Annotated in this window: 22 protein-coding genes; 15 read left to right on the top strand and 7 right to left on the bottom strand. The window is 59.2% G+C overall.

Features of this window, described 5'->3' with window-relative positions:
* Position 1: 1 nt before the first annotated feature.
* Together Q8O14_12390 and Q8O14_12385 are read right to left on the bottom strand one after the other, a co-directional pair.
* A complete protein-coding gene (locus tag Q8O14_12390; GenBank protein ID MDP2361526.1) occupies positions 2-964 on the bottom strand; it encodes an NAD-dependent epimerase/dehydratase family protein in 963 nt (320 codons plus the stop codon).
* A gap of 23 nt (positions 965-987) precedes the next feature.
* Positions 988-1,950: an NAD-dependent epimerase/dehydratase family protein gene (locus Q8O14_12385; protein ID MDP2361525.1), complete on the bottom strand. Its 963-nt coding sequence runs from the start codon at positions 1,948-1,950 to the stop codon at positions 988-990.
* 218 nt (positions 1,951-2,168) lie between these two features.
* Between Q8O14_12385 and Q8O14_12380 the strand changes: the two genes are divergently transcribed.
* The 14 genes from Q8O14_12380 (at position 2,169) to Q8O14_12315 (ending at position 19,688) form a co-directional block, all read left to right on the top strand.
* Positions 2,169-3,230, top strand: coding sequence for a Gfo/Idh/MocA family oxidoreductase (locus tag Q8O14_12380; protein MDP2361524.1), 1,062 nt, complete (start codon positions 2,169-2,171; stop codon positions 3,228-3,230).
* Between the two features lie 5 nt (positions 3,231-3,235).
* Positions 3,236-4,342: an FAD-dependent oxidoreductase gene (locus Q8O14_12375; protein MDP2361523.1), complete on the top strand. Its 1,107-nt coding sequence runs from the start codon at positions 3,236-3,238 to the stop codon at positions 4,340-4,342.
* A gap of 82 nt (positions 4,343-4,424) precedes the next feature.
* Complete coding sequence (locus Q8O14_12370) at positions 4,425-5,099, top strand: acyltransferase (protein ID MDP2361522.1); 675 nt, start codon at positions 4,425-4,427, stop codon at positions 5,097-5,099.
* A gap of 41 nt (positions 5,100-5,140) precedes the next feature.
* Positions 5,141-6,301: a DegT/DnrJ/EryC1/StrS family aminotransferase gene (locus tag Q8O14_12365; GenBank protein MDP2361521.1), complete on the top strand. Its 1,161-nt coding sequence runs from the start codon at positions 5,141-5,143 to the stop codon at positions 6,299-6,301.
* Between the two features lie 68 nt (positions 6,302-6,369).
* Positions 6,370-8,640: a NeuD/PglB/VioB family sugar acetyltransferase gene (locus Q8O14_12360; GenBank protein MDP2361520.1), complete on the top strand. Its 2,271-nt coding sequence runs from the start codon at positions 6,370-6,372 to the stop codon at positions 8,638-8,640.
* Between the two features lie 3 nt (positions 8,641-8,643).
* Entirely contained in the window at positions 8,644-9,777 is a 1,134-nt protein-coding gene (locus Q8O14_12355; GenBank protein ID MDP2361519.1) for a DegT/DnrJ/EryC1/StrS family aminotransferase, read from the top strand.
* Positions 9,774-11,024 carry a glycosyltransferase family 4 protein gene (locus Q8O14_12350; protein ID MDP2361518.1) on the top strand — a complete coding sequence of 417 codons (1,251 nt, stop codon included), beginning with the start codon at positions 9,774-9,776 and terminating at the stop codon, positions 11,022-11,024. The genes Q8O14_12355 and Q8O14_12350 overlap by 4 nt, the downstream gene beginning before the upstream one ends.
* Before the next feature lie 2 nt (positions 11,025-11,026).
* Positions 11,027-12,898 carry a hypothetical protein gene (locus tag Q8O14_12345; GenBank protein MDP2361517.1) on the top strand — a complete coding sequence of 624 codons (1,872 nt, stop codon included), beginning with the start codon at positions 11,027-11,029 and terminating at the stop codon, positions 12,896-12,898.
* A gap of 63 nt (positions 12,899-12,961) precedes the next feature.
* On the top strand, positions 12,962-14,020 hold the full coding sequence (locus tag Q8O14_12340) for a GNAT family N-acetyltransferase (GenBank protein ID MDP2361516.1): 1,059 nt from the start codon (positions 12,962-12,964) through the stop codon (positions 14,018-14,020).
* A 116-nt stretch (positions 14,021-14,136) separates the two neighbouring features.
* Entirely contained in the window at positions 14,137-14,886 is a 750-nt protein-coding gene (locus Q8O14_12335) for a DUF3473 domain-containing protein (protein ID MDP2361515.1), read from the top strand.
* Between the two features lie 62 nt (positions 14,887-14,948).
* Positions 14,949-16,091, top strand: a complete 1,143-nt coding sequence (locus tag Q8O14_12330; GenBank protein ID MDP2361514.1) for a glycosyltransferase family 4 protein — start codon at positions 14,949-14,951, stop codon at positions 16,089-16,091.
* Positions 16,088-17,122, top strand: a complete 1,035-nt coding sequence (locus tag Q8O14_12325; protein MDP2361513.1) for a NosD domain-containing protein — start codon at positions 16,088-16,090, stop codon at positions 17,120-17,122. Before Q8O14_12330 ends, Q8O14_12325 begins: the two co-directional genes overlap by 4 nt.
* Positions 17,123-17,145: 23 nt before the next feature.
* A complete protein-coding gene (locus tag Q8O14_12320; protein ID MDP2361512.1) occupies positions 17,146-18,300 on the top strand; it encodes a polysaccharide pyruvyl transferase family protein in 1,155 nt (384 codons plus the stop codon).
* A 47-nt stretch (positions 18,301-18,347) separates the two neighbouring features.
* Positions 18,348-19,688, top strand: coding sequence for a hypothetical protein (locus Q8O14_12315; GenBank protein ID MDP2361511.1), 1,341 nt, complete (start codon positions 18,348-18,350; stop codon positions 19,686-19,688).
* Here the strand turns inward: Q8O14_12315 and Q8O14_12310 are convergent.
* On the bottom strand, positions 19,657-20,337 hold the full coding sequence (locus Q8O14_12310) for a hypothetical protein (GenBank protein MDP2361510.1): 681 nt from the start codon (positions 20,335-20,337) through the stop codon (positions 19,657-19,659). The two genes, Q8O14_12315 and Q8O14_12310, sit on opposite strands and share 32 nt — an antisense overlap.
* A 226-nt stretch (positions 20,338-20,563) precedes the next feature.
* Between Q8O14_12310 and Q8O14_12305 the strand changes: the two genes are divergently transcribed.
* Positions 20,564-21,790 (top strand): IS256 family transposase, encoded by a 1,227-nt coding sequence (locus Q8O14_12305; GenBank protein ID MDP2361509.1) that lies wholly within the window; start codon positions 20,564-20,566, stop codon positions 21,788-21,790.
* 49 nt (positions 21,791-21,839) lie between these two features.
* On the opposite strand, the gene Q8O14_12300 is transcribed toward Q8O14_12305, so the two are convergent.
* The 4 genes from Q8O14_12300 to Q8O14_12285 form a co-directional block, all read right to left on the bottom strand.
* The gene (locus tag Q8O14_12300; protein MDP2361508.1) at positions 21,840-23,114 is read right to left on the bottom strand and encodes a hypothetical protein; all 1,275 of its coding nucleotides are present in this window, start codon (positions 23,112-23,114) and stop codon (positions 21,840-21,842) included.
* A 5-nt stretch (positions 23,115-23,119) separates the two neighbouring features.
* Positions 23,120-24,454, bottom strand: coding sequence for a hypothetical protein (locus Q8O14_12295; GenBank protein MDP2361507.1), 1,335 nt, complete (start codon positions 24,452-24,454; stop codon positions 23,120-23,122).
* A gap of 13 nt (positions 24,455-24,467) precedes the next feature.
* Positions 24,468-25,070, bottom strand: coding sequence for a hypothetical protein (locus Q8O14_12290; GenBank protein ID MDP2361506.1), 603 nt, complete (start codon positions 25,068-25,070; stop codon positions 24,468-24,470).
* Positions 25,071-25,199: 129 nt separating this feature from the next.
* Entirely contained in the window at positions 25,200-26,594 is a 1,395-nt protein-coding gene (locus Q8O14_12285) for an AAA family ATPase (protein MDP2361505.1), read from the bottom strand.
* Between the last annotated feature and the right edge of the window lie 8 nt (positions 26,595-26,602).

The following is a 26,602-nucleotide window of genomic DNA, read 5'->3' as shown; positions in this document are numbered from 1 at the left end:
TTCAACAGGTCTCCTTGTAATAGTCCAGATACCAATCGAGGAAGCGCTTGATGCCCACATCAATGTCGGTGGTGGGCTCGTAGCCCAACCCTTCCCGGGAATGGTCGATGTCGGCGAAACTGGCCGGCACGTCGCCCGGTTGCATGGGTTCCAGGATGCGCTCCGCCGTCCGGCCCAAGTGGCGCTCGATGAGGGCGATGAAATCGGTCAGCCGCTCGCTCTTGTGGTTGCCCAGGTTGAAGATCTCGCAGCGGTGGTTGCGCTCGATGGCGGCGCGGATGCCGGCCACGATGTCGTCGATGTAGGTGAAGTCCCGCGCCATCTCACCCTTGTTGAAGACGCGGATGGGCTCGCCTGCCAGGATGGCCTTGGTGAAGAGGAAGAGGGCCATGTCCGGCCTGCCCCAGGGACCATAAACCGTGAAGAAGCGCAGGCCTGTGACATGCAGGCCGTAAAGGTGACTGTAGCAGTGGGCCATCAGCTCATTGGCCTTCTTGGTGGCGGCGTAAAGGGAGATGGGTTGATCCACCCGATCTTCCACGGAGAAGGGAATCTTGGTGTTGCCACCGTAGACCGAGGAGCTGGAGGCGTAGACGAGGCCCTCCACGCCGGGCGTGTGGCGGCAGGCCTCGAGGATGTTGAGGAAGCCGGTCAGGTTGCTTGCACCATAGACATGAGGATGGCTGATGCTGTGTCGCACGCCCGCTTGGGCCGCCAGGTGCACCACACGCTCCGGCTGGTGCGTCTGGAAGACCCGTTCCAGGGCGGCCCGGTCCGCAACGTCCCGGCGCTCCAACTGGAAGGCCGGATACTCCGCCAACCGGGCCAGGCGGTCCTCCTTGAGACGCGGGTCGTAGTAGTCGTTGACGATATCCAGCCCCGTCACCTTGTGGCCGTCCCACAGCAGGGACTTGCTCAGGTGGTAGCCGATGAACCCGGCGGCGCCGGTGACCAGGATGCGCATGGGAGTCCGGATTTGTGCGCGGATCAGGCCACGCCGTGGAAGTCTTCGTACCAGGCGGTGAAGCGTGGAATCCCGTCCTCCAGCCGTGTGAGGGGTTCGTAACCCAGGTCGCGGCGGCTGCTGTCGATATCGGCCCAGGTTTCCAACACGTCGCCGGGTTGCATGGGCTCCATCTGCAGGACAGCCTTTCTTCCCAGGCTCTCCTCGATGACGCGGATGAAATCCAGCAGCTCCACCGGTCGATTATTGCCCAGATTATACAGCTCGCAGTGCCCGTTGCGTGCCAGCGCGGCCCGAATGCCCGCCACCACGTCGTCAATGTAGGTGAAGTCCCGTTTGAGCCGGCCATGGTTGAAGACGCGGATGGATTCCCCCGCCAGGATGGCCTTGGTGAAGGAGTAATAGGCCATGTCCGGCCGTCCCCACGGGCCGTAGACCGTGAAGAAGCGCAAGCCGGTGGTGTTGATGTCGTAAAGATGGCTGTAGCAATGAGCCATCAACTCATTGGCCTTTTTGGTGGCCGCGTAGAGGGAGACGGGCTGATCCACCCGATCCTCGACGGAGAAGGGGACCTTGGTGTTACCGCCGTACACCGACGAACTGGAGGCGTAGACGAGACCCTCCACCTCCGGGGTGTGCCGACACCCTTCCAGGACATTGAGGAAGCCGACAAGGTTGGCTTCCACGTAGTCGTAAGGATGGGTCAGGCTATGGCGGACGCCGGCCTGGGCGGCCAGGTTGACCACCCGCTGCGGCCGGAAGTCGCGGAAGACGCCCTCCATGGCGGGGCGGTCGGCCAGATCCGTCCGGGTGAAGCGGAAGCCGCTCCGCGCTTGCAGCCGGGCGAGACGGGCCTCCTTGAGGGCGGGGTCGTAGTAGCTGTTCAGGTTGTCCAGACCCAGCACCTCGTGGCCGTCCTCCAACAGGGAAAGGCTGAGATGAAACCCGATGAAGCCGGCGGCGCCGGTGACCAGGATGCGCGTCATGAGGTCCTTTCCATCTTGTCCCAGACACAATGGCCCAATCGTCAAATGCTATCGTCATGCCACCAAGGTGCCTTGATGGCCTGCCCGGGCTGGATTGTCCGCGACGCGCTGCCGATACGACCGGGGCCTTCGAGTTCGTCGCCGGCGCTGGTCGCGGCGGCACCATTGACAAAACAACGTAATTTGCTGAACCAATGAGAGGAATGGAAGGAAGCTACATGGAGCGCAGCCCCGCAATCATCACCCATCGGCACATACGTTTCGCCGTGGTGGGGTGTGGCCGCATCGCCGCCAACCACTTTGGTGCCATCGAGAAGCATGACGCTCATGCCGAGATCGCAGCCGTCTGCGACACGGACCCCGCCGCCTTGGCGCGCGCGGTGGAGAGAACGGGGGCGGCCGGCTATGCCGGACTGACGGAGCTGCTCAAGGCCGGCCCCGCCGACGTGGTAGTGTTGTGCACTCCCAGCGGCCTTCATCCCAGCCAGGCCATTCAGGCGGCGCGGGCCGGACGCCACGTCATGAGCGAGAAACCCATGGCCACCTCCTGGGCCGAGGGCAAGCGCATGGTGCAGGTTTGTGATGAGATGGCGCGGCGCCTTTTCATCGTCAAGCAGAACCGCCGCAACGCCACGCTGCAGTTGCTCAAGCAGGCCGTGCGCCAGGGGAGGTTCGGCCGCATCTACATGGTCAACATCAACGTCTTCTGGTCGCGCCCCCAGGAATACTACGACCAGGCGGCCTGGCGCGGCACCTGGGAGTTCGACGGCGGCGCTTTCATGAACCAGGCCAGCCATTATGTCGACCTCGTGGACTGGTTGATCGGACCAGTGGAGAGCGTCTTCGCCTACACGGCCACCCTGGCCCGCCGCATCGAGGTGGAGGACAGCGGCGTGATGTCGATCAAGTGGCGCAGCGGCGCCCTGGGCACCCTCAATGTGACCATGCTGTCCTATCCCAGGAACATGGAGGGGTCGATCACCATCCTGGGCGAGCATGGCACGGTGCGGGTGGGGGGCATGGCCGTCAACGAGATCCAGCACTGGGAGTTTGCCGACCAGCGCCCCGAGGACGCCACCATCAAGGATGCAAGCTACCAGACCACCTCCGTGTACGGCTTCGGGCACCCGCTCTATTACGACAATGTGATCCGGACCCTGCGCGGCGAGGCGGAGCCCGAGACGGACGGGCGCGAAGGCCTGCGCTCGCTTGAGCTGCTGGTTGCCGCCTACCGCTCCGCGCGGGACGGTGTGAAAGTCTCCCTGCCCCTGGAGTACTGATCGCCATGACACAGGAGCGCAGGGCGCGCATCGCGGTGGTGGGAGGCGGCATCAACGGAGTGATGAGCGCCTGGGCGCTGGCCCGGGCCGGTCACGAGGTGGAGCTCTTCGAGCGCGGCCGCCTGATGGGGGAGACGAGCAGCGCCTCCACCAAGCTCATCCACGGCGGACTGCGCTACCTGGAGCAGGGCGAGTTCGGGCTGGTGCGGGAAAGCCTGCGCGAGCGCAGCTGGTGGCTGGCCCAGGCGCCGCACCTGGCCCGGCCGCTCGGCCTCATCCTGCCCATCTACCGGGGCGTGTCGCGCAGCCGCCTCCTCCTGCGCCTGGGTTTGCTGCTCTATGACCTGATGGCCGGACGGCGCACCCTCGGACGGCATGCCTGGCTGTCCCGCGCCGCCCTGGTCCGGCGTGCCCCGGATTTGAGGCCGGAGGGCCTGCAGGGGGGCTTCCTGTTCTACGATGTGCAGATGGATGATCAGGGCCTGGGCCTTTGGGCCGCCGATCAGGCCCGCGCCGCCGGGGCCACCATCCATGAGGGGGTGCCGGTGGAGCGGCTGGCGGTCGACGGCAGCTTCCTGGCGGGCAAGGAGCGGCAGGCCGACCTGATCGTCAACGCCGCCGGACCCTGGTGCCGGGACCTGCTGGACCGTTCCGGCGTGCCGGCCCGGCATGGCCTGGACCTGGTGCGGGGCAGCCACCTCGTCTTGGATCGTCCGCTGGCGGACGGCTTCTTTCTCCAGGTTCCGGGTGAGGAGCGCATCTGCTTTGCCCTGCCCTGGCGGGGAGGCACCCTGCTGGGCACGACCGAGGTGCGGCAGGGGTTGGCCGAGCCCATCGCCTGCTCGGGCGAGGAGGAAAACTACCTGCTGGGCGTGCATGCCTCGGCCTTCATTCAGGCGGCGCGCGCCACGGAGATCAGGGAGCGCTTCGCCGGACTGCGCCCCCTGGTGGATGTCGGCAGCGCCAATCCGGGGCGGACGACCCGCGAGTACGTGCTGGAGCAGGAAGGCCGCCTGCTATCTGTCTTTGGGGGAAAATGGACCACGGCCCGGGTCCTGGGGGAGAAAGTGGAACGCATGGCTGGACGCATCATAGCGACTGCAGGTGTCTGAGGCGTGTGGCGAAGCTTTATGTTCGACCTTTCATTACAATCCACGGCTCCGCGGCGCAATTGAGATGATGAAGGAGAGGAGTGTGGCGGAAAAGCTTTACTACGCGCATCCCACCGCCGTGGTGGACGAACCCTGCGAGATCGGCGAGGGAACCAAGATCTGGCACTTCAGCCATGTGATGACGGGGGCGAGGATCGGCCGGCGCTGCGTCTTCGGCCAGAACGTCAACGTGGACGGCGGGGTGGTCATCGGTGACGGCGTCAAGGTGCAGAACAACGTCAGCATCTATTCGGGAGTGATTCTCGAGGACCATGTCTTCCTGGGCCCCTCCTGCGTGCTCACCAACGTCACCAACCCGCGCAGCGAGATCAACCGCCACAGCCTCTACGAGACGACCATCATCCGTCGCGGCGCCAGCGTGGGCGCCAACGCCACCATCGTCTGCGGCATCGAACTGGGGCGCTACTGCTTCATCGGCTCCGGCGCCGTGGTGGCCAAGAGCGTGCCCGACTACGCCCTGATGGTGGGCGTGCCCGCCCGCCGCATCGGCTGGGTGAGCCGCCACGGCCTGCCGCTGGGCCAGCCCGACGCCGAGGGGGTCTACTCCTGTCCGGAAAGCGGCCTGCGTTACCGCGAAGTGGAGGCGGGCGTCTTGCGCTGCCTGGATTTCGACGAGGAGGCGCCGCTGCCCGACGAGCTGCGCAACGGCGGCCGCTTCTACGACGAGATCGTCCACGGCGGGCGGCTGACAGCTTGAGCGAAACCATTGGACCAGGAGCACAGGAAAGGAAGCTGAGGATGGGTGTTCCCCTGCTCGACCTGAAGGCGCAGTACGCCACCCAGCGCGAGGAGATCAACCGGGCGGTGCTGGAGGTGCTGGAGTCCCAACACTTCATCCTGGGGCCCAAGGTGAAGGAGCTGGAAGAGGCGGTGGGAGCCTATGTGGGCGCCGCCCATGCCTGCGGCGTCTCCAGCGGCACGGACGCCCTGCTCATCGCCCTCATGGCCGAGGGGGTCGGCCCCGGGGACGAGGTGATCACGCCGCCCTACTCCTTTTTCGCCACGGCCGGCTGTCCGGTCCGCCTGGGCGCCACGCCGGTCTTCGTCGAGATCGAGCCGCGCAGCTTCAACCTGGATCCGGCGCGCCTGGAGGCGGCCATCACGCCGCGCACCAAGGCGATCATTCCCGTCCACCTGTACGGGCAGAGTGCGGACTTGGCCCCCATCGTGGAGATCGCCGCCCGGCATGGCGTGACGGTCATCGAGGATGGCGCCCAGGCCATCGGCACGGAGTATCAGGGCCGGCGCGTGGGCGGCCTGGGCCAGTACGGCTGCTTCAGCTTCTTCCCCTCCAAGAACCTGGGCGGGGTGGGGGACGGCGGCATGGTGGTCACCCAGAACGAGGAGCGGGCCGCCCGCCTGGAGATTCTCCGCGTCCACGGGGGCAAGCCCAAGTACTACCATCGCGTCATCGGCGGCAACTTCCGCCTGGACGCCATCCAGGCGGCCGTGCTCACAGTCAAGCTGGGCAAGCTGGACGAGTGGACGGCGGCCCGCCAGGCCAACGCCGAGCGCTACCGGCGCCTGCTGGCGGAAGCCGGGTTGGTGGTGGATCCGGCCGGCCTGGACCCGGCGACCCTTGACATGGCGGGGCGCAGGGGCGTGATCCTGCCTTGGGCGCGGCCGGGCGACCGCCACATCTACAACCAGTTCGTCCTGCGCGTGGACCGCCGCGACGAGCTGCGCGCCTTCCTGAACTCGCGCGGCATCGGCAACGAGGTCTACTACCCCGTGCCCTTCCACCTGCAGGACTGCTTCGCCAACCTGGGTCACGGCCCGGGCGACTTTACCGTCAGCGAATGCGCCGCCAACCAGTCCCTGGCCATTCCCATCTACCCGGAACTGCGGGAAGACCAGCAGCGGGAAGTGGTGGGCGTCTTGATGGAGTTCATGAGGTGATTCCAGATTCCGGCTGGGCGTCCGCGCGGTTAGAGCGCCAAGGGCTATACCGGCGGGCAGGTAAACGCTTGTTTGATATCGGCGCCTCGGCGGTCGCCCTTGTGTTGCTCGCGCCGATGTTCATGGGATTGGCCCTGGCCATCGCATTTAAACTAGGGCGTCCGGTTCTATTCAGGCAAACACGGCCGGGGCTGCATGGGCTTTTGTTCGAACTGGTCAAGTTCCGCAGCATGACGGACGCCCGTGACGCACAGGGCCGCCTGCTGCCAGATGAGGAGCGCATTCCTCCGTTTGGCGCGTGGCTGCGCTCCACATCGCTTGACGAGCTGCCTGAATTGCTGTTGGTGATGCGTGGTAAGATGAGCTTGGTGGGTCCGCGCCCCTTGATGGTCGAGTACATTCCACGCTATTCCCCGCGCCAAGCCCGTCGCCATGAGGTGAAGCCCGGGATTACGGGTTTGGCGCAGATCCGAGGCCGCAACTCCTTGAGTTGGGAGGAGCGTTTCGAGCACGATGTGGAGTACGTTGAGCGCCACTCCCTGATGCTTGACTTTTGGATTCTTTGGAAGACCGTTTCTCTTGTGGTGAGAAGGGAGGGCATCAGCCATCCAAGGTACGCCACCATGCCCGAGTTTATTGGTCATTCGCCCAAGACTAGGATTATGGTGCTAGGGGCTGGCGGGCATGGCCGGGTGATCGGGGATGCCGTGCTGTGCACCGAGAAGTCGGGTGGAGAACTGCAACTGGTCGGATTTCTAGATGACGATGTTCAGTTACATGGCCAGACTTGCCTTGGCCGGCCAGTGTATGGCCCGATCGCTTCAACTATGTTTGGCGCAGGTGGCTGCGACTGTGTTATCATTGGTTTTGGCAGCAACCAATTAAGGATGACAGTGTTTCATTGGTTGGTTAAATCTGGAGTGCAAGTTCGAGCAGTAATCCATCCTTCGGCGGTCATTGCCGATGATGTTCCAATAGGAATGGGCACCTTCATTGCAGCCGGAGTTGTGGTCAATACTGGAGCATCTATCGGTTGCAACGTGATTCTCAACACTTCCTGCAGTGTCGACCATGACTGCCTGATTAAGAATCATGTCCACTTGTGTCCTGGGGTCCATTTGGGCGGTGGTGCCAATATTGAGGAGGGTGTTTTCGCAGGAGTTGGATGCTGCGTATTGCCTCAGCTGCGGATCCGTCCCTGGACAATACTCGGAGCGGGTAGCGTGCAGATCGTTGACAGTGAAGGATATGAAACTCGAGTCGGGGTGCCCGCCTTAAGAATTCGAAGCAGGATTCGGGATTTGTTGGATCAACCTGCGGAGCTGGAACGTGTGTTGGGAAGATTGCCCCATGACTTCTATCACCTGCCGGGCTATCTTAAGCTATGCGCACGCGAAGAAGAAGTTCGTTCACTTGCACTGCACATCACATTGGGGGAAACTGAATTGTTCGTTCCACTTCTGCTGCGGCTCGTACCAACGACTCTTACCGAAAATAGACTTTGGGATGCATATAGTCCATATGGCTATCCTGGACCACTAGTCTATGCTGTTTTCGAATCACAAGTGAATGAGTTGATGAAGGCTCTAAAACATTACTGCTATCAGAATAACATTGTATCACTATTTCTCCGCAACCACCCGTTGCTGGGCTGTTTCTCAGAGACAGCCAGCGCCATGGGGGAGATCTTCAAGCATGGCAACACTGTAATGATCAATCTTCGGCAAGATCTGGCCACTTTTGAGCAGGGCATGCGGAACAGCCACAAACGTGCAATCCGAAAACTCCAGAAGGCTGGTTTCGAAGTCCGAATTAACCACTGGGAAGATTATACTGTATTTCAAAAACTATACGCGCAGACAATGACCCGAGTCAATGCGGCTCGCTATTACTTCTTCAGTGGGGCATATTTCGATGATTTTCGTCGTGTTCTGAGCCCGAATGTCGCTTTGATATCGGTTCTGAACCCAGCGGGAAAGGTCGTCGCCGGTGGTCTATTCGTGCGAACTGGCGGTATTGTCCAATATCACCTTGGCGGCACCACGGATGACCATCTCAACTGGGCGCCATCGAAACTCATGTTTTACAAAGCTTTTGAGTATTATGCGGAATCTGGTGCCGAATGGCTTAACTTGGGAGGAGGATTGGGTGGCCGTGATGACGAGCTTTTTCAATTCAAACTTGGCTTCTCACAAGTGATATATCCGTATAGCACGCAACGGATTGTTGTGGATGGGGCCGCCTACGAAACCCTTTGCGAGCGCAACCAGATCGTGCACGGAATTGATGATGTGCCTGAGAGTTTCTTCCCCAAGTATCGTTATAACGTGAAAAGGTGAACCATGGCTAGACTATTTCTCTCGCCACCTCATATGCATGGCACCGAACTGGCTCTGGTTCAACAGGCCTTTGAATCGAATTACATTGCACCCCTGGGGCCCATGGTCGACGCCTTCGAACTTGAATTCTGTGAACTACTTGATCATGGGAATGCACTGGCTTTATGCAGTGGCACGGCCGCTATGCATCTAGCCATGCGCCTTGTTGGGGTGGGGCCGGGAACCACAGTGCTAGCCAGCACGCTTACATTCATCGGCAGCATCGCCTCTGCCTTGTACCAAGGGGCCGAGCTGGCCTTCGTGGACGCGGATCGAGAGAGCTGGTGCATGGATTCACACGTCCTTGCGGAGGCTCTAGCAACCTGTGAACGGGAAGGGCGTCGCGTGTCTGCCGTAGTTCCCACGGACTTGTACGGCCATCCTGCAGATATGGACCCCATACTGGCCCTTTGCCGCGAGCGTGGCATCCCCGTGTTACAAGATTGCGCAGAGGCGGTGGGGACCACATACAAAGGACGGCCTGTGGGACTGGACGCGGACGCCGCCATCTTCTCCTTCAACGGCAACAAGATCATCACCAGCTCGGGCGGCGGTATGCTCTGTTCGGCGAATAGGGACCTAATAGACCGCGCCCGTAACTTATCGCAGCAAGCACGTGAGCCCAAGCCATACTATGAGCACAAGGAGTGGGGTTACAATTACCGCATGAGCAACGTGTTGGCCTCCATCGGCTTGGCGCAATTGCGTGTGCTGCCCGTGCGTGTGGCCGCACGGCGGCGGATCTTCGAAGCCTATCGCCTAGGCTTGGATAATGTGCCGGGCATTACTTTCATGCCCGAGGCTCCGTGGGCTGGTCACAACCGCTGGCTCACCGTGATCCAGATCGACGTCGACAAGTTTGGTGTGGATCCAGAGACCTTGCGCCTGCACTTGGAGACGGACGATATCGAGACCCGGCCCGTGTGGAAGCCCATGCATTTGCAGCCTGTCTTCCGCGGCAGTCGCTGCTTCGGCAGCACCGTGGCCGAGCAGCTCTTCGCAGGCGGCCTTTGCCTGCCCTCGGGAAGTGCCTTGACGGACTCCGACATTCATCGGGTGATCGATCGCATCCGCACCTTCGGGGAGTGCCGCAGGTGATCATCCACGTGTATAAGCAATACTATACTGGCCCGGCAGCGCCAGGCAGCATGCAACCCCGCAAACTGTCGGTCGCCTTGGCTGATGCGGGGCATGACGTGCATGTGGTGGCCAGCGACCTCAACGTCTACAGTGAGCAGGCGGAGCCGGAGGAGGCTATCTCCACCATCAGCGGAGGAGGCGTTTTTGTCCATCGCGTGAAGGAACATTCTGGCTTGCGTAGGAGCCTAGCCGCCCGTTTGAAGAACTATCTCGGCTATGTCAGACCCGCTCTCCAAGTGGCGGCGACGTTGCCTCGCCCGGATATTGTGCTGGCTTCCGTGCAACCCCTGTTTGCCGCCTGGGCCGGCCGGCGAGTGGCCCGCAAGTACGGGGTACCTTGGCTGCTGGAGGTAAGGGATCTTTGGCCCGACGCCCTTGAGGTCAAGGGGGCCATCCGTTCATGGCAGGCTAGGCCTCTCCATGCATTAGCCAACTCCTTGTACAACAGCGCGGACCGCATCGTTTCTATTACACCGGGCATCAAGGTCGAGCTGCTGCGCAAGGGGTTAGATCCGCGACGTGTGGACGTGTTTCCCAACGGCTTCGACCCAGACTTGTTCAAGGTTGAGGAAGGCGAGCGCAAAGAGCAGCGGCGCGCCTTAGGTTGGGACAGCTCGATTGTATGCCTGTTTACTGGTACCCACACAGAAGTAACGGCCGTGGACACCTTAGTGCGGGCTGCTGCCTATGTGCCGGCAGACAGGGGCATCCGCTTCGACTTTGTCGGATACGGACAGACCAAGCCGAGGGCCATAGCCCTGGCTCGTGAGCTGGGGCTGCAACACGTGTACTTCCACGATCCTGTGCCAAAAGGTAGGATACCCGGGTTGATCGCGGCGGCCGATATCTGCCTTATGTCGCTCTTCGAGAGTCCGCTAATCCACATTTACTTCGAAAACAAGCTGATGGACTACATGGGGTCCGGCAAGCCCATTGTCGCGGCCATGGGCGGACAACAGGCGGAAATCATAGCCGCCCACCAAGCCGGTCGCGTAGTGCCGGCCTTTGACGCCAAGGGCCTCGCCGCTGCGATCCTGGACTTGGCGGCGGACCCCACTGTCCGCGATACCATGGGAGGCAACGGGCGACGATTCGTGCAAGAGCATCTCCTGCTACCTGACATCCTAGGCCGCTATGTCCGCGTCATCGAAGCTGTGGCCAGGGGCCAAGCCTACGAACTACTTAGCTGGGAACCTTTCGCGTGAGGATGATTCAACTGCTTTTGGGCATCGCATTGGTGGCCTTCCATGTGGTGCAGCGCCTCGTTTGGCTGGCTCCTGGTAGGTTGGGCTGGCTGTTCTACATTGCCAACATCGTGGGCGAGGTGGGACCCAAAAAGCTGGGTGTTCCCCGGCACCGCTTCGAGACTGCGGCGGTTATGGTCGGCCTCTTGGCCCTATGGTGGGGAGGATTAGATGTAGTGTTCGTCTTGGCCTTATCAGTTGTTCTGCTAGTATGGTCGCTTCAGTTAACCCGCCAAGAACGGCGGTTCATGAACGAAGTCTGGAACACCCGGGACACAATCGGCCCCGAACCGACGAATGCTGCTTGCAGCCGCGGGTTGGCCCGTGCCTATCCCGCCCCTTCAATGCATCCGCAGTTGACCTTTACTATTATAGGTCCCTTCACTCAGCGGCGCCCCTCGTATTCCATGGGCACAATGGCGGTGGGCCGCCGCTGGCGCGTGCAGGTCGTCGTGGGCAACCACACCATTACTCCTACGCAGACCGCCCAGCGCTTGCGGGTGGCCACGGGGGATGGCGTGAAGTTGTTGGGGGAAGCTGAACGACAGCTGGGAGTGCTAAAGACCGGCCAGATCCATCGCGTGGATCTTGACTTCGAGGCGGTGGCCGCCGCTGCCAGCTCACACATCGACTTGACCTGCGAATGGGGCGAGAGCACTTGGCGCGCCAACTTGGCTGTCGAGGCCGTCCTCGCACGGGCACCCCGGATTACATCGGCTGCTGTTACCCGCTGGCCCGGAGCCTGCACATCAGCCTTCGCCTGGCGTGGCGACATGGATATTTACGACACCTCTACGTGTCAGTCCATCGAGGGGCTGACCCTGACCTTTGACATAGCGTCACGCTACCGCATGCCGCAAACCATGTACCTCTCGTCCCGGCTGTCGCTGGATGAAGAGGAGGCGACCCGCTGGGCCGCGTACTACGGCATCGACCGTGGCGCGGACCAGATCCCGCGCTTCATCTCGTGGATGAATGAACACGTGGAGCTGCGGCACCGCGCCAGCTATCCCTTCGACAGTTCCCTGCCCTATCTAATCGAGCTAGGCAACCACGGCCACCTGCATTACGGTACGGACACAGCGACGGCGGAGGAGAACGGATGGAAGCTGGACGCCCGCATGGGTGCTGGCCGTTACCGGTGGCTGAGCGACAATGAAGGTTCGCTGGCGGAGCAGCGCGACAACGCACTGGAGATGCGGCGCATGAGCGAATTGCATTTCGGGTTCACGCCGAAATCTTGGGCCATGCCCGACCGCACCAACGATGCTTTCACACCCAAGGCCATGGAAGCGGCGGGCTGCGAAGTGCTGTCCGATTCCGACGTGCGGACCAAGCATAATGTCCTGCTGCAGCCGCCCCCGCATTGGGCGCCGGGCGCTCGACAGGCTGTGGAGCTAACCAAACGTTATCCCGGCGATCCCGAGCACATCTTCCATTATTGGATGAACCTGTTCTGGATTCACCGCGCCATGCGCAAGGCCATCCCCGTAATCTTCATGTGCCACCAGCACATGCGGCAGTTCACGGGGTGGGTGGGACCACGGCTCACCGAGGCCATCCTGCGCCACGTCCTGCACGCATTTTCGGGTGATTTCTGGATCAACACGGTGTACGGTTTGGGTGTCTACTGGCGGGACGTGCTAAGCGACCGTGCCAGCGTGAAGATTGCCTTTGCAGCCGAGGGCCTGCGCGTGGAAAGCACGGCTCCCCTGGAGCACGCCAGCATTCCCGTGGACGTCGTGTTCGAGGATGGCCAGAAGGCCACCTGGCTGGTGACCTGCCCGTCGAGGAGGGCAGTACAATTGGACGCCGTGGGCAATGTACAGGGCTGAGATCCACGCTACCGGCCGGCGCACAATAGAGGGCCATGTGTTGGCCGGCCGCGGAGGGACCCCATGACATGGCGGATTCGTGCCGTCGACCCCCATGCCGACCGGGCAGGTGTCGCCGCCCTGGTCGTTGCCTGCTATGGCACGGCGGGGGTGACCCAGGCGGCCTTCGACCATTGGCACTTCGGTTTGGGCGACGGAGCGCAGGGAATGTCAGTGGCCGTGGATGGTGACCACCTCGTAGGCATGCAGCCAATGGAGCTGACGACCCATCTACTGGGGGGACGGGCCGTCACTGCAGGCGTCCTGACGGGTGTGATGGTACACCCCGACTACCGTCGTCGGGGCATCTTCTCGGCCTTGGTGCAGGCTTGCGAGGAGGAGGCGTGGCGGCGGGGGGCGGCTTTGGTGTGGACCATGCCCAATGATCGCAGTCGCCGCGGCTTTATCAAAGCTGGCTATTTAGAGCCTGGGGAACGCCGCCTGCATGTATGGAGCCGGCGGCCGGAGTCGATGCTGCGACGGCGTGCGCCCCGTTGGTTAGCTTCCACATGTGCATGGTCACTGCGTTTCGTGATTGGACGCTTGCCGTCAGTGCAAGGGACAAGAGTTGAACAGGCCGAGCCGGATGATCCCCGCTTGGCGGAAGTGGCGATAGCCCACCAAGCCCATTGGCCCGGCTTGGTACAGCAGCGAGATGAGGTATGGCTCCACTGGCGCTACGCCACGCCGGGACGTCCGCCATATTTGGTGCGTTTGGCCACCGATCTGCAGGGCAGGGGGCTCGCCTGGGCGGTGGGCGCCTTGGAGATGCGCGAGGGCTTGCAGGTGGGGTACTTGGTCGACTGGCTCGGCATGGATGACGACGCCCTCATCGCCTGCGGTGTAGATCTCCTGACAGCGCTGCATGACCTGGGCGCAGACCTTGTGATGGCGGTGGTAGCCAGCCAGAGCCAGCAGGCCCAGTTGCGCCGCCTGGGCATGCGGGTCCTAGCGCCAGGCCTCGCACCTAAACGTTTCTACACCGTTTATCGACCGGCTCCAGGCCTGGGCGAAGAGGACCTCGCGCAGTTGAGGGAGCGGAAGCATTGGTTCCAGAGCATTGCAGATTGGGACACTCTATGACGCAAATGCTGCATGCTGTGTCGGTGGATGTGGAGGACTTTTCGTCTGGTTGCCTGCTGCACGTTTGTGGACGTATTGTACCCCCGCACCAAGATGTGGTTCGCCTGACGGAGCGTATGCTGGGCCTACTCGAGGAAAGGGGCGTGCACTGCACGTGCTTCGTCCTTGGCGAAGTGGCGGAGGCCTTTCCCAACCTCGTCAAGCGCATTCATGAGCAGGGTCACGAGTTGGGCGTCCACGGCTGGCACCACCACCGCGTCTTTGAACAGGAGCGCACGGTCTATGGCGAGAGCCTGCGCCGGGCACGCGCCTTGTTGCAGGATCTGAGCGGACAGGAGGTCCTGGGCTACCGGGCCGTGGCCATGAGCATTACTAAGGCCACGTGGTGGGCCTATGATGCGATCTCACAGGCGGGGTTTCGCTATTCCAGCTCTATATACCCCTTCAGGGGAACGCGCTATGGCGTGCCAGAGGCTTCCCCGGGCGCCCACCGAGTGACCGTCGGGTCCGGCGGGGAGCTGTTAGAGATTCCCTTGTCGGTCGTGCAGTTGGGGCCCTTGCGCCTGCCGGCCTTGGGGGGCGGGTACTTCCGCCATCTTCCCTATGCATACAGCCGCTGGGCCTTGGCCCGCTTGGAACGCGAACAGCGGCCGGCGGTGATCTACCTGCATCCTTACGAACTTGACAGCCAGTTCTCCTTTTGGTGCATGCCCATCGACCTATCCCGTGCAGAGGAGCACGCCATCCGGAGGGTCTTCAGATCTCAGCTTCGCAACCGGGAACAGACGGAAGGTAAACTGGGGAAGCTGCTCGCGGAGGCGCGCTGCTCGACTATACACCAAGTGTTTGGACCCATGCTGCCATGAATGGACAACGTTCCCCTGTGACCCCGCTCCTGCATATCTGTCAGATCACAAGCATGCACCCCATGTACGATGCGCGGATCTACGAGCGCACCTGCCGGGCCTTGGTGCGCATAGGCCACCGCGTAACCCTTATCATTACCCATGACAAGGCCGAGACCTTGAATGGCGTGGAGATCCTGCCGATTCCCGAGCGGCGGGGCCTGCGTCGCCGAATCCTCAGTTGCTGGGATGCACTGCGTCTGGCCCGCCGCGTGAAGGCTGACGTGTACCATTTCCACGACCCCGATTTGTTACCGTGGATGGTGCTTCTGGCGTGGCAGGGACGACCCGTGATCTATGACAAACATGAAAACCATGTGGTCCGCTTCCACATGTGGGGCTTGCCGGGATGGATGGCACGCTTGGCCGGAGGCATGTACACGGCCATAGAGTGCTGGTGTATAGCCCAGTTCGCGGGGGTGGTGGCCGTTTCGGACAGCATCCTGGCCATGTCCGATGGCGTGCGGCGAGATGGCGTTCTGGTCCAGAACGTGCCGGACATCAAGCGGTTGGTGGATGTAGAGGTTCCAGAGGTCAAGCCCTTGCCGCCCACTGTCTACACTTCGGGCACGCATTCGGATGATCGGCACTGCCGCCAGACCATCCAGGCTATGCCGGAGGTATTGGCCAAACACCCGGACACGGTGTTCGCGTTCGTGGGCCGTTATGAACCAGCCGGATACGACCAGGTGCTGCGGGAGCTGGCCCGCCACCTTAGTGTGGAGCAGAACCTATGTTTGGAGGGCATGCTGCCCTGGAAGGATAATTTCATGCGCCTCATGAACGCCCACATTGGCTGTGTCTTTTACGAAGACAATGTGAACAACCGTGTGACCATCCCTAACCGCATCTTCGAGTACATGTTCTGTGGGGTGGCGGTACTAGCGCAGGACTTTCCGGAGCTGGTGAAGATCCTGAACGATACGCAAGCTGGCCTTGTAGTGGACACTTCCCGCCCAGGGGACATCGCCCAGGCTATCATCACATTGCTGGACGACCCATCACGTCGACAGGCGATGGGCACTCGGGGGCGCCAAACAGTGCTGGAGACCTACAACCTGAATCGACAGGTGCTCAATCTACTTCAGCTTTATAACCGAGTCTTGCGCGCCTCGCAAATGCAGAATACAATGCGCGACGAGATGAATCACGGGAGCCGATTATGAGAGCCAGTCATATCATGCCCTTGTCATTGCTGCTTCTTGCGATGGCCTGTCACAAGGATGAGGGAACCACGTGGAGGAATGTGACCGTCTTGGGCGATCAGACCACAGCGGCGAGCTTTGGCCCCAACGAGCGCGTAACCATCGAAGGTGATTTGGCGTTTTTGTATGAAGGGAACGACGCTGGATTGGTGATCCGCGGCGAGGTGGAATTCCGCTTGGCTGAGGGGGCTACTTGCAAGTTGCCTCCTATGATACTCTTGGAGGACGATGCCCACTTGGTTGTGAAGCGCTTGGGTGCAGGGCCATGGTATAGTTTAAAGTACGAGCATGCTGAAGGGACGCTGGCGCTGGATAATGTGGACATCGAGGGTGGACAAATAGGCCTAGAGATCCGTGCGGCTCAACGGGTGATGTTAAGCAGGTTAACCATGGATGAAAACGAAATTTATAGTATCTATTGCGACAACGTGGCGAGGGCGGAAATTGAAGATTTGACCATCATGAATAGCCAATATGGACTGTATTGCTCTAATAATGTTGATTCATTGATTATGACAAGATTCACAATTAGTAACTGTGAGATAGGAATTTATAATATTCGATCAGGAATGATCATTGATAATGGAGAAATATCGCATTGCTCAAATGTTGGCCTATATTGTCATGGCGAGGATTTTTTGCATGCCACTTATATAGATTTTTACGCCAATTTTTACCATATCTATGAGCGTCAAAGAAATGATCTAAACATCACATATTGCGACTTCGCAGGACAAGAACGGTATGTTATTTACTTTCATAGCGCGCTATATGGTAGAAATAATATCAGGCAAAACAACATTAGTAACGAGGCGAACTTTGTAAAGGTTGTGTCAGGTACTGTTGATGTCACTGAGAACTACTGGGGAACAACACAAGATGACGTGATTGCCGGAAGGATGATAGATCATCGTGTTGAAACTCAGTTGGGCACAATAAACTATCTTCCTTTTTTAATCATGCCAGTCGCCAATGCAGGAAGGGCAGATTAGTTCACGATCAAACAGGGGAAACAATGATGCCGAAAGGAAAAGTCGCGACCTTGACCTTCTTTAACCGATTGAATTTCGGTGCGGAATTGCAAGCATATGCGTTGCAGCGAAAAATCTCTTCACTGGGTTATACCTGCGAAATCCTAGATGTGCTGTCGCCGGACGATCCCCAAGCGCGACAACCGGTCAGATATAGCGCACGAAAGGCCGCGCACCGGATGCACAGCAGCCAAACAAAGCTCAACAATTATCTCTATAAAAAAATGGAACGCTTATTTGGGTACAAAAATGAGCGACTGACGCGTCGTGGTTTTCAAAAATTTAAAGAACAACATTTAGTTGTCTCACAGCAGAAGTTCGCTTGTGTTGACGATCTTTATTCTATCGATCTTGATTACGATACCTTTGTCACCGGCAGTGATCAAGTCTGGAATCCGCAAACTCGGATCACTTCGCCAGAGCCATACTTTCTCACTTTCGCCCCGCCTGCATCGAAGCGGTTTTCATACGCGGCCAGCTTCGGTATCACCATGCTTCCCGAGGACATGAGGGAGGATTACCGACGGTGGCTGGCCAACATCCAGAACATTTCCGTGCGTGAGAATGAGGGCGTCGCAATCGTCCGGGACTTGACCGGACGCCAAGCCCAGGTGGTGTTGGACCCCACCTTGCTCATCACGCCTGATGGTTGGCGGGAGGTGGCTCGCCCGTACGCAGAAGGACGATATGTCGTGATTTATAGCCGGGTTTACTCCAAGTACATCTACGATGTCGCCGTGCGGGTGGCCAAGAGCCTTGGTGCGCGGATCATCCGCATTCCGCGCGGCCACATCCGCGAGGGTCTCGAATTCGGCGTGAGTTACGCTTTCGGCAACGGGCCGGCTGAGTTCCTGGGCCTGTTTCAGGGTGCTGCCTTCATTATCAGCTCCTCATTCCACGGCACGGCCTTTGCTGTCAATTTCCGCAAGCCATTCTATACCATACTCAGGAAGGGAGGTGCAGTCAATAGCCGCATGACAAGTTTTCTGTGCAATATTGGCTTATCCCATCGCATTCTATATGAACAGGATGAATTGAGGCAAATCGTGCCGCATGTTGATTTCGCTCAAACCGATATGGTCTTGTCGCGGGAACGTGCCGCGTCCACGGCGTTCCTCCAACAATCATTGGCAGGGTAAGAGTAAGCAGGACTCGAACAATCAGCTTTATTTGGACTGATTGAAGCATGCGCCACTATATCGAACAACTTACACGGCAGGTTCCAAACCTTTTTTGGAATTTCGTCGAACAAGGAGCGGTGACAGGTGTCTCTCGGCTGCTCTTGTTTCCCATCGCCGCACACCTAGTCGGCAAAGGGGAGTTCGGTCTCTTTGCAACCGCGCTAAGTGCCGTGCTGATCATAGGTGTCAATCCTGCTAATGGACTTGCGGTGGGGCTGTTGAGGAATATGTCACGTTATGGCGAGGATCAACAGCGTAAATTGGTGAGAACGGCCCTGGGATTGAGCTGTAAGTTAATTATAGCGGTTGTCGTTGCATTATTGTTTATTTCTTCCATAATGTACTACGAGCGATTTTTTGATGTTAAAACATACTTATGTGTTATTTTTCTCGGAATGTCGTTATATGCGGAAAATCAAATAATGCTGGTTATGACCCCACTTAGGTTCAGACGTCAATTCAAGTCGCGATCCTTATGGTATCTTGCCGCTTCGCTGGCGACGGCGTTTATGGGAGTCGTGGGTTGTGCCATTGGCGGTGTGGTTGGTTTGGCTGCGGGAATGATGCTGAGCAACTATCTCTTGTACTTCCTCGCCCAACGCCGATTCAGGGAACCACACGTCACCCCGCAGGCGGAGCTGGCAACCGTGCTGAAGGGCGTTTGGTTCCACATGACCTTGGCTGGCATGTTAGTGCAGGCCGGACCACATTTGAACAGAATAGTTTTGCGAATCTTTTGGGATAATGAAGCGGTGGCCGACTTGTTCGCCGCCACCGGAATCGTCTACCTGTTTGTCACGCCGGTATCCAACAGTGGCGCTCTTCTTTTAAGCATGATCTCAAAGTACAACTCGGTCAAGGAGATCTCACGAAACACTTATCGACTAATCCTTGGTATGATGGTTGCGCTTGGGGCGGGAGGCATGCTGTTTTTCTATTTCCTCTCGCCGTTGATGTTGCGTCTGCTGTTCCCCGGCTTTGGCAATCGTGCGGTGGGCCTGTTTCCCATTTTGATCTGGATGATACCCGCGAACTTCGTGATCGCATTCGTCCGGCCGCTGATCACTAAATTCGCCAAAGTGGCCTGGATTCCAACAATCAACTTCAGCGTTCTGCTGTTAATTATCGTCCTGATGTTCAGCCTGGTCCCCAAATGGGGTTTGATCGGTGCCGCTTATTCCATCTGCATCGGCAATGTGGCGGAAGCCGTGCTGCGGTTAGTGGTGTTCGCCATGATCTATCACGGCCGGCAGCGGGATGACCAGGACGACAAAGGCGCAGAGACGCCCCCACCATCGGACGCACGAAATCTAATCAGTAGGCCAGCTGATACCTGCGACGCTTGAGTAAGCGGTTGGCCGCATTCTGGTACACATCCCTCGCAGCCTCCAGACCGATGCGGAACGGGTTGCTGCGCCATCGATGGACATGTACTAGGATCATGATGGGGAGCGACTGAGTCCCAACCATTTCCAGTGTGGGGAAGAAGTGATTATAACTGCGAAAGGTGTCTGATGCATACAACAGCTGTTGGTGGTCGCGCCATTCGTAAACCTCAGCTACGACGCCCGCTTCCTTCAGCAACCCTGGAAATTTTAAGAGCAAATCACCATTGGAGCGGTAACCGCGACGGGGTAGACCCGCCTCGCCATGCGCGCAAACCGTGCGCAATGGAAAGCCGGCCTTGGCGAACAGCTCCACTTCGCGCAGGAATAGGTCGCGGGCCTGGCGGAAGTCGCCACTGCAACGATCCAAGCACTCATGGTGGTAACCGATCTCGTGGCCTTGGTCGGCAATGGCCCGCAAATGGTCCGGCATGAAGCAGTTCCGTCGCGTGTGGACGTACATGCTGGCTGGAATGCCCAATTTGGCAAGGTGCCGTGCAACGGCCACATGGTGTGGCAAGTCACGCTCCACGTCGAAGCGTAGGATGGCCCGGTCCGCGGGGAGGGCGCCCAAAACGATCCCATCGTCCATACGGATGTAGCGCTTCACCGACTGCACCTGGTGGACCAGGGCGTGTATCAAATGGTCATAACTGTATTGCATGTTCAAGGCCTTTCGCAGGTGGTGTAACTTCGTTTCTGGACTTTCCTGCCCCGCCGTCTGGCGCGGGAGGAGCGTAAATTTGTACAAAGCCCTCCCGCGCCAGACGGCCCGGGAGTAAAGCGCGGGCCAATTGTCCATTCTTGGTGAATCACAACAAACACCAGGAGGACGCATGACCCGCAACGACGAAACTACCACACTCGGCCTGCTAATGGATCTGGTTTCGACCCATGGCACAGCGGAAATGGCCCAGACGATGACCCAGCTGCTGAACCTTGCGATGCAGTTCGAGCGGGAGAACCATCTGCAGGCCAGGTTGTATGAGCGCAGCGACCAGCGCCGCGGCGTGGCCAATGGCTACAAACCCAAGACCGTCCGCACCCTGCTTGGCCCCTTGGCCGTGTCAGTGCCTCAGGCGGTGATGACCGACGGCAGCGGGGAGTCCTTCTACCCTTCCGCCCTGGAGAAGGGGCTGCTCAGCGAGCGCGCCCTGCTGACCTGCATGGGGGAGATGTACTTCAGAGGCATCTCCACACGCAAGGTGACAGCGGTCTTCGAGAAGTGCCTGGGCATGTCCGTCAGCTCCACCCAGGTCAGCCGGGCCGCAAAGCTGCTGGACGAGGAACTCGCGGCCTGGCGTGAGCGCCGGCTGGGGCGTGTCCGCTACCTGCAACTGGACGCACGCTACGAGAAGGTCCGCATGGGCGGGGCCTATGTGGATTGCGCCCTGCTGTCCGCAGTCGGCGTCACGGAGGACGGCACCCGACGTGTCATGGGTTTGAGCGTGGCCCTTTCCGAAGCCGAGGTCCACTGGCGGGGCTTCCTGGAAAGCCTGTGCGCGCGGGGCATGCACGGCGTCGAGTACATCGTCAGCGACGACCACAGCGGCCTGAAGGCGGCACGCCAGAAGGTCCTGCCCAGTGTCCGCTGGCAGCGCTGTCAGGCGCACCTGTCCCGGAACGCCCAGGACCACTGCCCGCGCCGGAGCCAGAAAGCCATCCTGGGCGAGGACCTGCGCAGTGTGTGGAGCAGCAGCTCCCGGGAGGACGCCCAGCAGCAACTGGACCGCCTGGTCGCCCGCTACCGGCCATCGGCCCCCAAGCTCGCGGACTGGCTGGAAGCCAACATCCCGGAGGGATTCACGGTCTACGAACTGCCCTCCAGCCACCGCCGCAAGATGCGCACCTCGAACATGACCGAACGCAATGTCCAACAGGAACTCCTCCGAAGGACCCGCGTCTGCAGCCTGTTCTGCAACGAGGAATCCCTGCTGCGCCTGGGATCCGCGGTCCTGATGGAACTGGACACCCGCTGGCTCTCACAGAGAAAACGCTACATCACCTGGGAGGACACAACCCGCGACGGCCTGAAGCAAATTTCCAGAAAAGATGTTGCGTGATCCTTTCGCACAGGCAGTTGATGAATTCGATATGGTTGTTAACATCGCCTTAAGTATCATACTGGTGTGCTAGGAGGATGAACGCCTCCAAGGCTGCGAGGAAGGTGAAAACAAATCGGTTGTCATTTAAATTGCCGCTGAAAAGTGCATTGACGATGGCGAATACAAACAGAAGTACTAGTAATCTTATCTCGGCGGAAAATATCGTATACGACTTGAAGACGCAACGAAGCATGGTCATATTGATGCCGATTAGGAAGACGATCAAGACAAGAGCGCCCAATTCCACCCAGATTTCAAGTAGCATGTTGTGCGGATAGGTTCCTTGCGCGGTATCGGGCCGTTCTACCAGTGCATTAAATCCACCCACGCCAACGCCCCACAGTCCTTCGGAACTATTGATAGTGTTCAAAGCTGTTCTGGCAAAGGAAATACGCGTGAAGATGGATTCACCACCTCCGCTCAAGGCCAACTGATAGCGGGCTAACTCCTGGGCGAAATACCGCTGTGCCAACAAGAAAGCCATGACAAATGCACCGCCAGTCATTGCAATCGCCCCCACCGAACGCAACATGTCCAAGAGTCCCAGGCCAGTCGTGTCGCCCCGCAGTGAGTGGTTGATTTTGCCCACCTGGTGCAGAAGGAAGGCCAGGGCCAAGGTTGCTATGGTGGCCAGCAAGGGGCCGCGACCACCGGCGCTGACCACTCCATACAGAGACAAAGCCATAGAAGCTAGGAGCAGCAGGCGGACGAAAGGTTTCTTCCATTGTGTGATGAGGTAAAGAGAGAAGAACAGGGCCACGCCATTGATGCGCCCGAAAGCCAGGTAGTTTGCGCTTAAGGCGCGAACCCGCCGGTCATTCTCCTCACCGCTTGTGATAAGGTCTATATTCAGCAACAACATCATCACGATGAACGGAGCAATGAACCACCACAGGTCGGATCTCTTCTTGAAAAGGAAAAACGGTGAAATGGTAGCTAAACCAATGAAGGCTATGAAGCGGAAGGTTTTATCCAATCCGTAATGTGGGCTACTCGTGTATGATAAGGAAATAAGCATCATTAAACTAATTGTGGAATAAATGATGAATGACCATGAGAAGGCTAACCTGTTAATGGCATCTTCCTCGTATTGACGAAATATGCCTATGATGGTAATAGCGGAGAATAAAATAGTAAAATCGACGTAAATACTAATAAAAACCACTCTGGGATCTGCCTTGAACGCACCAGCTAGTAAAAAAGTTGAAAAGGCAAAGCACGGTCGCCTCAGACCAATTAAAATAGCAGTGAAAATAATAATGATGACTATGATTTGTTGCATGGAAATTATAGTTCGTTGACAATACTCAAGGTTTTAAGCCCGGTGTGTTTCTCTACATCGCGGCTGGTCAGAATTACACCGGAAACCGCATTCAAATAGAAGGGGATTAGTAGAGATGTGAGTAGGCCTATCAAGGGAATCACAATTAACGCGATGCTCTTGATGGGCCATTCAAGCTTGCTGTTGCGATTCACATAGTCCAGCACTTCCAAGGTGAGCGACGCAGATTGGTTGGCCCGCATAGTAGCTTCTTCCAATTGGCGTACTAACACAGTGCGCACCGCCACCAGATCACTCAGCGAATTGTTCATGTTGTTGGAGATGATTGAGTTCTTGGAGTTCAAGGTCATTTGATGCTCGATCTCCTTCCGGAGGTCTTGCAGTTGCAGCATCCTGCCGGCGATGTCCTTGGCCAGCGACTGTTTGAACTGCTGTACCGTCGCCAGGCGAAAGCCAATGGCTTGGTTGGTCCTATCCAAATTGTTCCGCAGGATCTGCATAGGACGTGAGTCCGCCACGAACTGACTGTTCGTCTGCAGCTCCTGCTCCTGCTTTATTGCTGTGGTGCATAGGGCCAGCAACTGCTCGTCCTCCAGCAAGGGGGTTGGGATGTTTCGGTAGTCCGTGCTGGTCAACAGGCACTTCAGCTGCTCCAACTCGAAATCCAGTTTCTCAGCGATGACCCGCTGCGCCTGGAATTGGGTGTTGATCTCGGAGAGATCGCGTGTCAAGGCGGCCCGTACTTCGTTGGTCAGCGAGAGGTTGGCAAAAAAGTCGCCGTCGGTTATGATGTGCGACAGCGAATCGATTCTGGCGTTGATGTCGTTCAGCAACCCCTGATAATGGTTCACCTCCCTGGTGTCTTGGTTGCTGTTGCCAGTACGGGCCCGCAAATAGACGGCCAGGACGTGGCGCAACAGGTTACTAGCTTGATTCTCGTCGCGTGAGCGGAAAGCCAATTCGATGATGCTGCTGTTCTGCGTGCTCGTGGCCGACAGCCCGGATAGCACCTCGTTGTGGCTGATGGGCGCGGATGGGAGATCTGTATTGTAGGCGTGGATGGCTGCGTTAATTATCAGATCCGACTTGATATACTCCAACTCGGTATTAATCAGTTCACTTAATGACATTCTAGTCTGCTGATCGGACAGGTTCAATCGAGGTTGATTTATCTTAGTATTTATTAACAGCTTAGTTGAATATACATATTTATTATCGGCGGTCATCGCCGACAACGCTGCGATGATAAGAGAGGTGGTGAATATGACAACTGATGTCTTCTTGTAACGGAAGACGATAATCAGCATATCACGCAATGTTATGTGTTGTGAAGAGGTCATGAAAATCCCCGGTTTAAGCGAACAGTTTGCGATACATCCATGAAGGAATTACTAACACTCTGCGATTAATTATAGATCCGATTAGATTAACATTAAGAGATCTCATTTGTTCGCTGAATGTCTGAGCCGTTTGTCTCCTGGTCCTGCCGTACTGCACTACTAAAATTGCCGCATCAGCCAATGATGCCCACAGCAAGCTTTCCGGAAAACTGGCCGGCGGCGCGTCCACGATGACCCAGCGGTACTGCTCCTTCAATCGGGCCAGGGTCTGGGCCAGATCGGCCGCCTTGACCCGGCCCAGGGCCCGGCGATCCCCCCTGGCGCTGAGCAGATGCAGCGGCCCATCCCGGTAGATTCCGGTCGCTCCGCCGCTGGTGTGATGCTCCAGGAAGGAGTCCGGCGCACTTTGGGCCTCCACCAGACTGGCCCGCTGGGAGCGTGAATTGACATCCAGGAAGATGACCTGGCCCGGGTGCAGGTCGGACAATTGCTGGGCCACGGTCAGGGCGATGCTGCTCACGCCGACGCCCGTGTCCACGCCACAGAAGGCGATGCTGCGGACACGGTCCGTCATGTGCTCGAGTTGGGAACTCAATGATTCCAGGTCCGCGCGCATGCCCTCCATTCCCGGGAGGGAAAGCATGGAGGGTGCCGACGTGGACGGAGACGCGGCGGCTGTCTCCTCCTGAGGATGCCCATCGATCTTTTTCAGCATGTCACGATAAACGGACACGGTTCCCCCAGGCTAGTTCCGCTTCACAGCGGGTGGAAGCAACAATTCATCGCCGATGCGGATCGAATTCGGGTTCGTGATGAAAGGATTGGCGGCCAGGATCTCCTCCACCAGCCGCCAATCGTCGCGCCCGTAGACCTGCTGGACGATGCGGGTCAGGGTGTCGTCGCGGCGGATGCGGAAGGTCACCCAACCCTCCCGCTCCGCCGGCACCGTGACGACGCGGTCCCTGCCGGCTGTCCCGGTTGCCGTCACAGTCGCCTGCCGGGCCAGCACATGGGCGACGGAATCGGCGCGGGCGGCGGCAACCAGGACGAGGGAGTCCCGCTGGACCAGCTCGGCGCGCAGGCGGGCCAGCTCGGCCTGGGTTTCCTGGATCTGGTCATTTACAACGGCGGGCTCCATCCCGGCCGGGGACTCCTGCCGCCAGCGCCAGGCCAGGACAGCCCCGACCAGCACCACCAAGGCGGCAACAGCTGGCCACATCCAGGGAGCGGGCCTGGACGCCGGGGCAGTTGGGCGGGGCAGGGCAACCGGCTTGGCAGCCACGGCCACCTGTCCCGCCCCGGTGTCCCGGCCCTTCAGTCCCGGCGGGAGGGGACGGAAGGCGAAGTCCTCCTGCAACACCTCGGCCAGGAAGGCCTCGTCGATGAGAGCCCGGCCCCGGCTGTAGGCCTTGAGCAGGGCTGTGTCGCAGATCTGGTTGATGACGCGGGGCACCCCGGCGGCGGCGCTGTGCAGCAGGTCCAGCGCTTCCACCGCGAAGACCTGGGAGGGGTCGCCGCCCACGAGGCGGAAGCGGTGCCGCACATACTCCCGGGTTTCCGTGGGCTGGAAAGGCCGCAGGTGGTAGCGGATGGCGATGCGTTGCTGGAGCTGGGCCAGCTCGGGGCTGGCCAGCTTGTCGTTCAGCTCGGGTTGGCCGACGAGGATGATCTGCAGCAGTTTGCGCCGGGCCGTCTCCATGTTGGAGAGGAGGCGCAGGTCTTCCAGGGTGCGCAGGCTGAGGTTCTGCGCCTCGTCCACCACGATCACAGCGTTGATCTCCGCCTCGGCCTGCCGCATCAGCCAGTCGTTGAGGTCGATGATCGCCTCGGAGCGCGTGCGCTGGCGGGGCTCCAGGCCGAAGTCGCGGAAGATGTAGTGGAGCAGCTCGTCCGTGTCGAGGGAAGCATTGTAGACCACGGCGGTGCGCACCGTGTCCCCCAGGCGGTCCAGGATCCCATTGATGAGCGTGGTCTTGCCCGTGCCGATGTCTCCGGTGAGGACGGCGAAGCCCTTGCGCTGCTGGATGGCATAAAGGAGGTGGGCGAAGGCCTCCTCATGGTGCGGGCTGAGCCAGAGGAAGCGCGGATCGCTCGTGATGGCGAAGGGTTCGTCGCTGAGATGAAAGTGCGACAGATACATGCCGTCGG

This window comes from bacterium, assembly GCA_030685015.1.
GTDB lineage: Bacteria > CAIWAD01 > CAIWAD01 > CAIWAD01 > CAIWAD01 > CAIWAD01.
The sequence above is the reverse complement of the archived record's forward strand: the minus strand, read 5'-3'. Positions and strand labels throughout refer to the sequence as shown.